The sequence below is a fragment of the Nocardia caishijiensis NBRC 108228 genome, assembly GCF_001612825.1.
Classification (GTDB): Bacteria; Actinomycetota; Actinomycetes; order Mycobacteriales; family Mycobacteriaceae; genus Nocardia; species Nocardia caishijiensis.
Window position 1 is genome coordinate 34,746 of record NZ_BDBE01000019.1, and the last position, 11,618, is coordinate 46,363.

Sequence of the window (11,618 nt, forward strand, 5' to 3'; positions counted from 1 at the left end):
GTCCGATTTCGGGCCTAGCATGGGTCTATGCAGCTAGCCATACGGTTGGTCATCAACGCCATAGCCATCTGGGCCGCGGCGGCGTGGATCGACAAGATCACAATTTCCGTGCCGCCGGAATGGTCCGACGAATGGGGCAACTGGGGCAAGGCCCTGGTCATCCTCATCGTCGCGGTCGTGTTCACCGCCGTGAACGCCGTCATCAAGCCGGTCGTGAAACTTCTGTCCCTGCCGTTCGTGATCCTCACGCTCGGCTTGTTCCTGCTGGTGGTGAACGCGGCGATGCTGTGGCTCACCGCCAAGATCACCGAGCTCACCGACTACGGCCTGCGGGTCGACGGTTTCTGGGCGGCGGTGCTCGGCGGTGTCATCATCACGCTGGTCAACTGGGTGCTCGGCATCATCGTGCCGGACGGCGACTAACCGAACCCGACGGCCAGCGCGCTGAGTGCCGACCACGCCAGCAGCGCCAGACCGGAATCGCGCAGGGCGGGAATCAGTTCCAGCCCGCCCTTGCCCGCACGCACCGGGGCGTTGGCCCGTACTGCCAGCGGAATCGCGAGCAGTCCGGCCAACGCCAGGGGTGTGCGCGCGATCAGCGCGAGACTGACGACGAACGGCACGGCCAGCAACACCAGATGCAGCGTGCGGGTGCGCGCGTCACCGAGTTTCACAGCGAGGGTGACCTTTCCGGATTCGGTGTCGGTGGGAATGTCGCGCAGATTGTTGGCGACCAGCACGGCACTGGAGAACGCGCCGACACCGATCGCGAGCAGCAGCCCGACCCAGTCGACCCGCTCCGCCTGCACGAACTGAGTGCCGAGGACGGCGATCAGCCCGAAGAACACGAACACCGCGATCTCACCGAAACCGCTGTAGCCGTAGGGCTTGCTGCCACCGGTGTAGAACCACGCACCGGCCAGGCACAGCGCGCCGAGGAGCACCAGCCACCAGGCGGTCGTCGCGGCCAGGACGAGCCCGGCCACCGCGCCGACCGCGAGACTCACGACAGCCGCGGTGCGAACAGCACTGGGGGAGGCCAGTTTCGACCCGACCAGCCGCAACGGCCCGACCCGCTCGTCGTCGGTGCCCCGGATGCCGTCGGAGTAGTCGTTGGCGTAGTTCACCCCGACGATCAGGGCGAGCGAAACGAGCAGGGCCAGGAGTGCTTTCCACCAGACGGCACCGTCGATCGAGGCGGCGGCGCCGGTGCCCGCCAGGACCGGGGCGATCGCGTTGGGCAGCGTCCGCGGCCGGGCGCCTTCGATCCATTCCGCAGCTGTAGCCATGAATCGAAGCCTAGTCGCGTGTTCAGGACCCGGCTGATTCGGCGACCGTCTTCAATCTGGCCAGGCCCTTGTCGAAGTCCTTGCCGATCATGTTGTCGATGGGGAACACCTTGCCGAGCACACCCATCAGGCCCGAGTGGGTGCCGGTCATCCGCCAGGTCACCTCGGTGCCGCCGGGCACCGGTTCGAGGGTGAAGGTGACGGTATTGGTTGCCTTGAACGGTTTCTCGAATTCGAGCCGCACGCCGACCTCGCGTTCGGCGTCGGCCTCGATCTCCATCACCCCGGCACCCGCCTTGCGGTTGCCGCGCCAGGCGTAGCGCGCGCCGACGCCGGATTCGGGACCGCTGTAGGTGCGGGCCAGCTGCGGGTCGGAGTCCTCCCACGGCGACCACAGCCGCCACTTCCGGAAGTCGTCGATGAAACCACGGATGCGTGCCGGTTCGGCGGCGATGGTCGCGCGCCTGCTCACCTCGAAGTCGCCCATGGGAGTGAGCCTAGAACCCGGTACCGACAATTTCGCGCCGGACGGCCCGGTGTCATCGAGGTCGGGGCGCCTACCCGGCCAGCAGGTGTGCTCGCACGGCCGCGCGGTCCGGCTTGCCCGGCCCACGCAGCGGAATCTCCGCCAGCACCACCAGTTCCCTCGGTGCCGCGATGGAATCGAGCTCGGCGACGACGTGCGCCCGGATCTCCTCCAGCGTGGGGGCGGCGTCGGAATTCGGCACGATCGCCACGGCCACCCGCTGACCCAGCCGTTCGTCGGGCAACCCGAGCACGATGCACTCCCGGATGCCCGGGTGATTGGCCAGCACGGCCTCGACCACCTGCGGAATAACCAGCAGACCACCGGTCATGATCGCCTCGTCGAGACGACCGCTGATCGAGAGCTTGCCGTCGTCGAACGAACCCGCGTCCTCGGTGCGGAACCAGCCTGGTTCGGCGAAGGCGGGATGGTCGGGCAGGTTGCGGTACCCGCGCGCGATCATCGCGCCGCCGAGCACCACCCGGCCGTCCTCGATGCGCACCCGGGTGCCGTCGAGTGGAACGCCGTCGTAGACGCAACCACCACAGGTCTCGCTCATGCCGTAGGTGCGAACGACATTGATCCCGGCGTCGCGGGCCCGCTCGTACACCGGCGCGGGCGTCGCCGCCCCGCCGACCAGCACGGCGTCGAGCTCGGCGAGCGCCTTGGCCGCGATCGGTGAGTCCAACGACTTGATGAGCTGGGTCGGGACCAGCGCGGTGTAGCGACGCGGTCCGCGCATCGCGCCGACCGCCCCGGCCAGTGCCTCGGGCAGGAATCCGCCCGACACGTCGAGCACGGTCGGCTCGGTACCCGCGAGGATGCTGCGCAACAGCACCTGGATGCCCGCGATGTGGTGCGTCGGCAGGGCCAGCAGCCAGCTGCCGGGACCGCCGAGTCGGGCGTGGGTGGCGTTTCCGCTGGCCCGCAGCGCCTCGGCGCCGAGCAGGGCGCCCTTGGGGATGCCGGTGGTGCCGGAGGTCGTCACGACGAGGGCGACATCGTCATCGATCGGGTCGCCCGGCTTGAGCGCGTCGGAGAGTCTGCGGGCCTCGCGACGGTCGGTCGTCGGGATCGGCAGCCAGGCCGGACCGCTCCCGTCGAGGGCCTGCCGCAGATGGGGAAGTACTTCGCCGACACCGGAACCGGTGGGCATCTGCAGCGTCCGAAGGGTTCTGCTCACGCCACCACCTCCGGAAACAGCAAGCTGTGCGACCTCACGACTTCGATCGTGTCATGCGCGCGACAAGACCCGGCCAACGGGTCGGTTTGCTGTACGGGAAAAAGCCAGGCATAGCGTCTGCGATTCAGTAGATGGACAGAACTCGCTGCGCGGTCCGGACGACGGCGGTCGGGCGCTTGCTCCCCGCCATCGTGCTCGGGCGCGCGCGCATCGGCAAATCGGACGTGCCCGCTCACTCCGGCGACCAGCGCTGGTCCCGCCGGATCGGATGTTCGGCAGGCACCTCGACCAGCACGATCGGCACACCGTCCGGGTCGCGCACCCACATCTCCCACAGTCCCCACGGCTCGAGCACGGGTTCACGGTCGATGGGAATTCCCTTCAGCGCCAGTTCGGCCGCCGCGTCGGACACATCGCGCACCTGCAGCCAGATGGCGCCGTCGAAGGTGCCCGCCTGCCCGCTACCGCCGTGCGCGGCGACCTCGACCAGCGACTGCCCGGCGAAGAACACCGTGCCGCCCGGGTACTCCCTGGCGATCGCCAGGCCGAGCCCGTCGCGGTAGAACGCGAGGGTGCTCGCATAGTCGCTGGGTCGCACGATGATCCGGCTGTTGAGAATTTCCATCGCCCGTCCGTTCTCAGAAGTACCAGGGGTAGGGCGTCCAGTCGGGCTCGCGCTTCTCCAGGAAGGCGTCGCGCCCCTCCACCGCCTCGTCGGTCATGTAGGCCAGCCTGGTCGCCTCACCGGCGAACAACTGCTGACCGACCAGACCATCATCGAGCAGATTGAACGCGTACTTCAGCATGCGCTGGGCCTGCGGCGATTTGCCGTTGATGTCGGCGGTCCACTCCAGCGCCACGGTCTCGAGCTCGTCGTGGTCGACGACCTTGTTCACCGCGCCCATCTGGTGCATCTCCTCGGCGGTGTAGGGCCTGCCGAGGAAGAAGATCTCGCGCGCGAACTTCTGGCCGACCATCTTCGCCAGGTACGCGCTGCCGTAGCCACCGTCGAACGAACCCACATCGGCGTCGGTCTGCTTGAACCGGGCGTGCTCGCGCGAGGCGAGCGTCAGGTCGCACACCACGTGCAGGGAGTGCCCGCCACCAGCGGCCCACCCGTTCACCAGGGCGATCACCACCTTCGGCATGAACCGGATCAGCCGCTGCACCTCGAGGATGTGCAACCGGCCCGCGCGCGCCTTGTCCACGGTGTCGGCGGTCTCGCCGTCGGCGTACTGGTAGCCGCTGCGGCCGCGGATGCGCTGGTCACCGCCGGAACAGAACGCCCAGCCACCGTCTTTGGGGCTCGGCCCGTTGCCGGTGAGCAGCACCGCACCCACGTCCGACGACATCCGCGCGTGGTCGAGCGCGCGGTACAGCTCGTCGACGGTGTGCGGGCGGAAGGCGTTGCGCACCTCGGGCCGGTCGAAGGCCACCCGCACGGTGCCCTGCTCGACGTGCCGGTGATAGGTGATGTCGGTCAGGTCCTCGAACCCGGGGACGGGCCGCCACAGCTTCGGATCGAAAGTCACGACACCGATTATTGCCCTACCGGATCGGGCGAGCCTACGAGGCGGTAACACCGCAGGTCGAGCGGTCGCGCGGTGGTCTCGCACGGGGGTGCGTATAGTTGCGCCTGCTCGTTCATCGAACCGATCCGGAGGAACCTGAAAGTGGTTGCAGCACTGTCTGAATCCCTGCTCGACGACGCCAAGCGTCCGGCTTTCCTTGCTGACGCCGTCGAGGTTCTCGACGCCGAGGTCTCGGACAAAGGTGGTGCGTCCGGCCTGGCTGTGAAGGGTGGTTACGCGGCGGTCAAGAAGATCAGCCCCACCATCGTTCCCGACGCGCTTGCCTCGCTGGCGCCGAAGCTGCTCGACCAGCTCCAGCCGTACTGGGCCGAATTCACCGCCTCGGGCACCGGCACCTTCGCCGATCTGCTGAGCGCCAAGTCCGACGAGGTCGCCGAGTCGCTGCTGGCCGTGACCGACGCCCGCGCCGAGGCGTCGACCCGTCCCGCGCTGCAGAAGGTGTACTCCTCGATGCGCGGCTCGGCCAAGAAGCACGTCATCGAGGCGCTGCCGCGCGTCGGCGACCTGGTGCAGAAGCACGCGGGCTGAGTTTTCCCCGCACCACCGCACACCGAGGGCCGGTGTGGTTCGTCCGCGAACCGCACCGGCCTTTCGCATGTCTGTGACCACTGTCACCACGATGGGTCCGGCCGAGGGGGCGATACCGGCCACGCCCGGTCGCGGGTAAATTCCGCCGCTCGAAGTGTGAGCGAGGTAACCGCGCCGGTGAACGGCGGGAAAATTGCGGGTTGCCGTGAATTCCATCGCTCGCGCGAGCGCCGCGAACGATTGGCTACTGCCGGTCGGAATCGATTACCGTGCCTGTCGAGCGGTTCGGAAAGAGGAATTGCTCGCTGCGGAAATCGCATCTTCCGCTGGGTACAGATGAAATGACTGCATTGCGCAGGTCGAAAGGAAGTCCGGTCACATGATCTCTCGTAAGGCCCTCGTCGCCACCGGTGCCGCCGCCGTCATGTTCTTCGGTCCGGCCGCTCTGGCGAACGCCGAAGACACCGGTTCCGCCAGCGGTTCCGCCGAGCTCGCCGAGCTGTCCACCGGTTCGGCCGACCTGCTCGAAGGTCCCGCCGCCGGTTCCAGCGTCCTCGGCTCGGGTAGCGGCGCCATCGCCGACCTCACCTCCGCCGTCCTCAACATCGTCGACGCCGTCACCGGCATCAAGGACCTCACCGCCCCCGCCGAGTGAGCTGATCGCACCGTCGGCCCTTGTGCCGAAACGAAATCCGGCGACCTGGCATCAGCCTCGTCGCCGGATTTCTTTGTCTTGACGACTTGTTTGCGAACCGATGTATCTCGAACTGATAAACATAGCTATAGCCGTACCTTTCGGGCACTCGGTAGCTAATTATCCGGAACCGCTGAGGAATTGGTCTGTGGCACCAAGACGGCGCCGCAGGGCTGTGGCGGTGACGTAACCAACGCGGGCCGGAGGCAGACGCGCCCCGTCCCGTCTGACAGGCTGGTGATTGTGAATCCGTCAACTGCGCAGGCACGAGTGGTCGTCGACGAGTTCGTGCGCGGCGGCGTTCGCGAAGTGGTGTTGTGCCCCGGATCGCGCAACGCACCGCTCGCCTTCGCCCTGCAGGCCGCCGACGCGGCCGGTCGGCTGCGGTTGCACATGCGCATCGATGAGCGCACCGCGGGATTCCTCGCCGTCGGGCTCGCGGTGTCGTCGGGCCGTCCTGTCCCGGTGGTGATGACCTCCGGCACCGCCGTCGCCAACCTGGCCCCCGCCGTGCTCGAGGCGAACTACGCGCGGGTGCCGTTGATCGTCGTCAGCGCGAACCGGCCCTACGAGATGCTCGGCACCGGCGCCAACCAGACTGTGGAACAGCTCGGCCTGTTCGGCAGCCAGGTGCGCGCGACCATCAGCCTCGGGCTGGCCGAAGCCGAGGCCGGTGAGGCGAACTATCCGAGGCAGAACAGTGTGTGGCGCTCGGCCGTGTGCCGGGTGCTCGCCGCCGCGCGCGGCACCCGCTCGGGCAATGCGGGACCGGTGCAGTTCGACATCCCACTGCGCGAACCCCTGGTCCCGGAGCAGTCCGACGACGCGATCCCCGTCGGCCGGGAGGGGGACAAGCCCTGGACGGCAACCCAGTACGCCACCCTCGACGTGCCGCTCGACATCGACCTCACGCCCGACACCGTCGTCATCTCCGGCCACGGCGCGGGCCTGCGCCCCGAGCTCGCCGCATTGCCGACGGTCGCCGAACCGACCGCGCCCGCGCACGGCCCGGCCCTGCATCCGCTCGCACTGTCGCTGCTGTCGCCGAAGCAGGCGATCATCACCGGTCGCCCCACCCTGCACCGGCAGGTGTCGCGTGTGCTCGCCGATCCCGACGTCACGGTTTACGCGCTGACCACCGGCCCACGCTGGCCCGATGTCTCCGGCAATGTCGTCGGGACCGGCACCCGCGCGGTCACCACCGGAGCTCCCGACCCGGCCTGGCTTGCCCGCTGCGCGGACCTGAACAGCCAGGCCGAAGCGGTCGTTCGCGCCGAACTGGTGAGTCATCCCAAGGCCACCGGTCTGCACGTCGCCGCCGTGGTCATGGACGCGCTGCGCGAGGGCGATCAGCTGCTGCTCGGCGCATCCAACCCGGTGCGCGACGCCGCGCTGGTGTCGAGCCCACGCCCGGGCGTGCGGGTGCTGTCCAACCGCGGCGTCGCGGGCATCGACGGCACCGTCTCCGGCGCGGTTGGTGCCGCGTTGGCCCACCCCGGCCGCACGATCGCCCTCATGGGCGACCTGACCTTCCTGCACGACGCGTCCGGCCTGCTCATCGGCCGCGGCGAACCGCGCCCGACCAACCTGACCATCGTGGTCGCCAACGACGACGGCGGCGGCATCTTCGAACTGCTCGAACAGGGCGACCCGCAGTACGCGGGCGTCTTCGAGCGGGTGTTCGGCACACCGCACGGTATGGACCTGGCCGCGTTGTGCGCCGCCTACCGCATCCCGCATCGTGGCGTCGACCCGGCCGAGCTCGCGGAGGAACTCGCCTCCGACGCGCACGGCATGCGGGTGCTCGAGGTGGCGACCGAACGGTCGAGCCTGCGTGAGCTGCACGCCACCGTGCGCTCGAAGATCGCGGGCTAGAGCTCGTCCTCCTCGTCGACGAACGCGTCACCGTCGTCGAGCGGCACCTCGATGCTCTGCTCGATCACATCGGCCGGGTTGGCCCGGTCGGCGTCCAGATCGACCCGTGCCGCCATCTCCTCGGTGTAGTCGGCACTGTCGACGAAGGCCGGATCGTCGGGGGTGTCGTCACGGAAGGCCAGCTGCTCCTGTTCCACGCGATCGGCCTCGGGGACCTCGTCGAGCGGGCGAGCGGTGTCGTAGTCGATCATCGGTACTCCTCGATCGTCGTCGTTGCCTCGGACGGGTGTCGCTGAGCGTGCGATGTCCAGGGTGCGCCGTTCGCCGGTTCTCGGCAACCCGCGCCGATGATTCCGGCGGCGTCGGGTCGTCTCGTTCTGTATGGAGCCGCACTTCGATTTCGCCCCCGCCGCCCGTTCGTTGGCCACTGTCGTCGCCGGGATCACCGACGACCAGTTCACCGCCCCCACCCCGTGCGTCGGCCTCGACGTTCGCGATCTGATCCGCCATGTCGTCGAGCTCACCGAAGCGTTCCGCCAGGCCGCGACCAAGGAGTCCGTCGGTCGGTCCACGCCACCCGGTGTGGTCGACGACGAACTGTCCGCCGATTGGCGCACCAGGATTCCCACGCAGCTCGACGCGCTCGTCGAGGCATGGCGCGTACCCGAGGCCTGGGACGGTGAGACCGAAGCCGGTGGGGTGGTGATGTCTGCTGCGGCGATGGCGGTGGTCGCGCTCGACGAACTCGTCGTCCACGGGTGGGATCTGGCGGTGTCGACCGGTCAGGTACTCGAGGTCGACCCCGGTGATCTGGGGATTCTGCTCGAGTTTCTTGGGGAGACCGATCCGGAGGGGACGCCCGGGTTGTTCGGGCCGGTCGTCGCTGTCGCCGAGGACGCGCCCGCACTCGACCGGCTGTTGGGGCTCACCGGTCGTGATGCGGGATGGAAGCCTCCGGCCTAGCGCGGCGGGGAGGAAGCCGGGGCTCAGCGCTGCGGGGCCTGCCCGACCTCACCGGTCGGACGCGGTCCTACGACCGTTGGTCGGCGTAGGCCGCGTCGACGAAGGTGCCTGCCATCGTCGCCACGGTCGCGGCGCGCGCGGCCCGGTCGGCTGCCTCCCGATCGATCGGGTCGCCGCTGGCCAGGAGGCGGTAGTAGAGCGGTGCGGAGACCGCTGACAGCACGGCGCGGGCATCCGTGCCAGCGGGTGCTTCGCCGCGAGCGACCGCGTCGTGGACGCAGGGCGCCCACTCGTCGAGGCGGGTGTCGTAGAAGGCGTGCAGCGCGTTCGCGGTGTCGGCGTCGACGGTGGCGGCCGCGATCACGGCCCGGAACAGGTTGCCTTGGCGTGGGTCGGTGAGGGTCTCGGCGACCAGGCGGGCGTTCGCGGTCAGGTCGTCGAGCAGGGCGCCGGTGTCGGTGCGGGGTAGCGACTGCTCGGCCATGTCGATCAGGAGGTCCGCGACCAGGCCGGCGGGTGAGCGCCATCGCCGGTAGACGGTGGTCTTCCCGACGCCCGCCGTCACGGCGACTTCGGTGAGATCGAGTCCGCCCAAGCCGCGTTCGGCGAGCAGATCGCCGGTCACCTGCAGGACGGCTTCACGGACCCGTGCGGTGCGCCCACCTGGGCGAACGGACCCGGGCCAAGCGATATCGTGCTGCATAACGGAACTCCTGTTTCATTTATGGCGAATCGGGTGTAGTGTCCGAGGTGTTAACGAAACTATAGACCCTTTAGGAGTTCTCATGGAGTATCGGCGGCTCGGCGCTTCGGGTCTGCATGTTCCGGCTCTCGGCTTCGGGGCAGGCACCTTCGGTGGGCGTGGTCCCCTGTTCAGCGCGTGGGGCGATACCGACGCGGCCCAGGCCAGGCGGTTGATCGACGTCAGCGTGGAGGCCGGGGTCACCCTGTTCGACACGGCCGACGTCTATTCCGACGGTGCGTCCGAGGAAGTGCTCGGCGCCGCGATCAAGGGCAGGCGCGACAAGGTGCTGTTGTCCACCAAGTCGGCGCTACCCACCGGGCCCGGCGCCGACGACGCCGGTGCGGGCCGGGCGAGGCTCATCCGCGCGGTCGACGCTTCGCTGCACCGCCTCGGCACCGACTATCTCGACCTGTTCCAACTACACGCCTTCGATGCGGGCACGCCGCTGCTCGAAACCCTCTCGACACTGGGCGATCTCGTGCGAGCGGGCAAAATCCGCTATGTCGGTGTCTCCAACTTCGCCGGTTGGGAGCTGATGAAGACACTGGCCACCTCCGAGGCGCACGGGCTGCCGAAACCCATTGCGCACCAGGTCTACTACTCGTTGGTCGGCCGCGACTACGAGTGGGAGCTCATGCCACTCGGTGCCGACCAGGGCGTCGGCGCGGTGGTGTGGAGCCCACTCGGCTGGGGTCGGCTCACGGGGAAGATCCGTCGCGGACAACCACTTCCGGCGGGCAGCCGCCTGCACGACACCGCACAGGCCGGACCACCGGTCGACGACGAACACCTCTACGACATCGTCGACGTGCTCGACACCATCGCCGCCGACACCGGGCGCAGCGTCCCACAGATCGCCCTGAACTGGCTGCTCACCCGACCCACCGTCGCCACCGTCCTGATCGGCGCCCGCAACGAGGAACAGCTGCGCCAGAACCTCGGCGCCATCGGCTGGCAACTCGATCCCGAACACCTCGCCGCCCTCGACGCGGCAAGCGCCACCACACCCCCGTACCCCTACTACCCGTACCACCGCTTACCGGACTTCACCCGGCTCAACCCGCCCGTGGTCCGCGCGGCCTGATCAGTACACGTCGCGCACGTAGCGTTTCTCGGCGACGAGTTGCTTCTTGAAGGCCAGTGCGCCCGCCTCGTCGAGCTTGCCGTGGATCCGGGCGATGCGCAGAAGGGTGTCGTCGACATCCTTGGCCATGCGGGCGGCGTCACCGCACACGTAGAAGTGGGCGCCATCGCACAGCCACGACCACAACTCGGCGCCGTGCTCGATCATTCTGTGCTGCACATAGATCCGCTCGCGCTGGTCGCGGGAGAAGGCCAGGTCCAGCCGGGTGAGGAAACCGGAGCGGAACATGTCCTCGAGCTCGGTGCGGTAGTAGAAGTTGTGTGCCGCGTGCTGATCGCCGAAGAACAACCAGTTGCGTCCGGTCGCACCGACGGCCCGGCGCTCGTGCAGGAACCCACGGAAAGGAGCGATCCCGGTGCCGGGGCCGACCATGATCATCGGCACGGTCGGGTCGAGCGGCGGGCGGAAATGGGGGGCCCGCTGCAGGAAGATCGGCACCTCGGCGTTCGCCCGGTCGGCGAGGAAGGTCGAGCACACCCCGCCTCGGCGCACCGAGTCACCCACGGGGTCGCCGTAGCGCACCACACCGACGGTGAGCTGGACCTCGTCGGGGGTGGTGAGCGGGCTCGAGGAGATCGAATACTGGCGTGGTTGCAGCTTTTTGAGAGCGCCGAGCCAGTCGACGAGATCGGTTCGCACGGGGAAGTCGCGCAGGACGTCGACGGCCTGGCGGTCCCACAGGTAGCTCGCCAACTCGTTGCGGTTGTCGCGGCGCAACAGTTTGGCCAGCTGCGGGTGCGGGTTGCGTTCGGCGATGAACCCGAGCAGATCGGTGCTCACCTTGGTGATGTCATAGTGGGTGCGCAGTGCCTCGGCGAGCGGCACTTCGCGCTCATCGATCGCTACCGCGCGTCGCCCGTCGAGGCCGGTGGCCGCGAGCCATTCCGCCACGAGATCGTCACCATTGGTCGGCAGTACGCCCAGGGAATCGCCCACCTCGTAGGCGGCGTCGAGGTTGTGCAGATCGAACCCGAAGCGCCGCACCTCTTTCGACGATCCCGGCGCGCTCAGGGTCTCGTTGCGCATCAGAGTGGCGAGGACGGGTGACTGGCGGGTGAAAGGTGCGGCGGGCGCCCGCC

At 68.5% G+C, this 11,618-nt stretch carries 14 protein-coding genes; 6 read left to right on the top strand and 8 right to left on the bottom strand.

Annotated features, from left to right (window positions below; all coding sequences use genetic code 11):
* Positions 1 to 27: 27 nt before the first annotated feature.
* Complete coding sequence (locus NC7_RS05120; protein WP_067979523.1) at positions 28 to 423, top strand: phage holin family protein; 396 nt, start codon at positions 28 to 30, stop codon at positions 421 to 423.
* Here NC7_RS05120 and NC7_RS05125 read toward each other — a convergent pair.
* The 5 genes from NC7_RS05125 to NC7_RS05145 all read right to left on the bottom strand — a co-directional run bounded on the left by NC7_RS05125 (position 420) and on the right by NC7_RS05145 (position 4,530).
* On the bottom strand, positions 420 to 1,289 hold the full coding sequence (locus tag NC7_RS05125) for a 1,4-dihydroxy-2-naphthoate polyprenyltransferase (RefSeq protein WP_067979525.1): 870 nt from the start codon (positions 1,287 to 1,289) through the stop codon (positions 420 to 422). The genes NC7_RS05120 and NC7_RS05125 overlap by 4 nt on opposite strands.
* A gap of 22 nt (positions 1,290 to 1,311) precedes the next feature.
* A complete protein-coding gene (locus NC7_RS05130; RefSeq protein ID WP_067979527.1) occupies positions 1,312 to 1,776 on the bottom strand; it encodes an SRPBCC family protein in 465 nt (154 codons plus the stop codon).
* 70 nt (positions 1,777 to 1,846) lie between these two features.
* The gene (gene menE, locus NC7_RS05135; protein WP_067979529.1) at positions 1,847 to 2,971 is read right to left on the bottom strand and encodes an o-succinylbenzoate--CoA ligase; all 1,125 of its coding nucleotides are present in this window, start codon (positions 2,969 to 2,971) and stop codon (positions 1,847 to 1,849) included.
* A 259-nt stretch (positions 2,972 to 3,230) separates the two neighbouring features.
* Positions 3,231 to 3,623, bottom strand: coding sequence for a VOC family protein (locus tag NC7_RS05140; protein WP_067979531.1), 393 nt, complete (start codon positions 3,621 to 3,623; stop codon positions 3,231 to 3,233).
* A gap of 13 nt (positions 3,624 to 3,636) precedes the next feature.
* The gene (locus NC7_RS05145) at positions 3,637 to 4,530 is read right to left on the bottom strand and encodes a 1,4-dihydroxy-2-naphthoyl-CoA synthase (protein ID WP_067979534.1); all 894 of its coding nucleotides are present in this window, start codon (positions 4,528 to 4,530) and stop codon (positions 3,637 to 3,639) included.
* A 141-nt stretch (positions 4,531 to 4,671) separates the two neighbouring features.
* On the opposite strand from NC7_RS05145, the gene NC7_RS05150 reads away from it, so the two are divergent.
* The 3 genes from NC7_RS05150 to menD all read left to right on the top strand — a co-directional run bounded on the left by NC7_RS05150 (position 4,672) and on the right by menD (position 7,687).
* Entirely contained in the window at positions 4,672 to 5,118 is a 447-nt protein-coding gene (locus NC7_RS05150; protein WP_067485009.1) for a DUF6918 family protein, read from the top strand.
* A gap of 379 nt (positions 5,119 to 5,497) precedes the next feature.
* Positions 5,498 to 5,773, top strand: coding sequence for a hypothetical protein (locus NC7_RS05155; RefSeq protein ID WP_067979536.1), 276 nt, complete (start codon positions 5,498 to 5,500; stop codon positions 5,771 to 5,773).
* Positions 5,774 to 6,055: 282 nt separating this feature from the next.
* Entirely contained in the window at positions 6,056 to 7,687 is a 1,632-nt protein-coding gene (menD, locus tag NC7_RS05160) for a 2-succinyl-5-enolpyruvyl-6-hydroxy-3-cyclohexene-1-carboxylic-acid synthase (RefSeq protein WP_067979570.1), read from the top strand.
* Here menD and NC7_RS05165 read toward each other — a convergent pair.
* Entirely contained in the window at positions 7,684 to 7,938 is a 255-nt protein-coding gene (locus tag NC7_RS05165) for an Rv3202a family protein (protein ID WP_067979538.1), read from the bottom strand. The genes menD and NC7_RS05165 overlap by 4 nt on opposite strands.
* 130 nt (positions 7,939 to 8,068) lie before the next feature.
* Between NC7_RS05165 and NC7_RS05170 the strand changes: the two genes are divergently transcribed.
* On the top strand, positions 8,069 to 8,650 hold the full coding sequence (locus NC7_RS05170; RefSeq protein ID WP_067979540.1) for a TIGR03086 family metal-binding protein: 582 nt from the start codon (positions 8,069 to 8,071) through the stop codon (positions 8,648 to 8,650).
* Between the two features lie 67 nt (positions 8,651 to 8,717).
* Here NC7_RS05170 and NC7_RS05175 read toward each other — a convergent pair whose 3' ends face one another.
* Positions 8,718 to 9,353, bottom strand: a complete 636-nt coding sequence (locus NC7_RS05175) for a TetR/AcrR family transcriptional regulator (RefSeq protein ID WP_067979543.1) — start codon at positions 9,351 to 9,353, stop codon at positions 8,718 to 8,720.
* An 82-nt stretch (positions 9,354 to 9,435) separates the two neighbouring features.
* On the opposite strand from NC7_RS05175, the gene NC7_RS05180 reads away from it, so the two are divergent.
* Positions 9,436 to 10,479 carry an aldo/keto reductase gene (locus NC7_RS05180; protein WP_067979545.1) on the top strand — a complete coding sequence of 348 codons (1,044 nt, stop codon included), beginning with the start codon at positions 9,436 to 9,438 and terminating at the stop codon, positions 10,477 to 10,479.
* On the opposite strand, the gene NC7_RS05185 is transcribed toward NC7_RS05180, so the two are convergent.
* Positions 10,480 to 11,618 (bottom strand): diflavin oxidoreductase (locus tag NC7_RS05185; RefSeq protein ID WP_373861225.1); only part of this gene is annotated, 1,139 nt, incomplete at its 5' end.

Bases quoted from the DNA above. Each gene is read 5' to 3' on its own strand.
- NC7_RS05120 (WP_067979523.1), top strand. From the start codon at position 28: ATGCAGCTAGCCATACGGTTGGTCATCAACGCCATAGCCATCTGGGCC.
- NC7_RS05125 (WP_067979525.1), bottom strand. From the start codon at position 1,289: ATGGCTACAGCTGCGGAATGGATCGAAGGCGCCCGGCCGCGGACGCTG.
- NC7_RS05130 (WP_067979527.1), bottom strand. From the start codon at position 1,776: ATGGGCGACTTCGAGGTGAGCAGGCGCGCGACCATCGCCGCCGAACCG.
- menE (WP_067979529.1), bottom strand. From the start codon at position 2,971: ATGCCCACCGGTTCCGGTGTCGGCGAAGTACTTCCCCATCTGCGGCAG.
- NC7_RS05140 (WP_067979531.1), bottom strand. From the start codon at position 3,623: ATGGAAATTCTCAACAGCCGGATCATCGTGCGACCCAGCGACTATGCG.
- NC7_RS05155 (WP_067979536.1), top strand. From the start codon at position 5,498: ATGATCTCTCGTAAGGCCCTCGTCGCCACCGGTGCCGCCGCCGTCATG.
- NC7_RS05165 (WP_067979538.1), bottom strand. From the start codon at position 7,938: ATGATCGACTACGACACCGCTCGCCCGCTCGACGAGGTCCCCGAGGCC.
- NC7_RS05170 (WP_067979540.1), top strand. From the start codon at position 8,069: ATGGAGCCGCACTTCGATTTCGCCCCCGCCGCCCGTTCGTTGGCCACT.
- NC7_RS05175 (WP_067979543.1), bottom strand. From the start codon at position 9,353: ATGCAGCACGATATCGCTTGGCCCGGGTCCGTTCGCCCAGGTGGGCGC.
- NC7_RS05180 (WP_067979545.1), top strand. From the start codon at position 9,436: ATGGAGTATCGGCGGCTCGGCGCTTCGGGTCTGCATGTTCCGGCTCTC.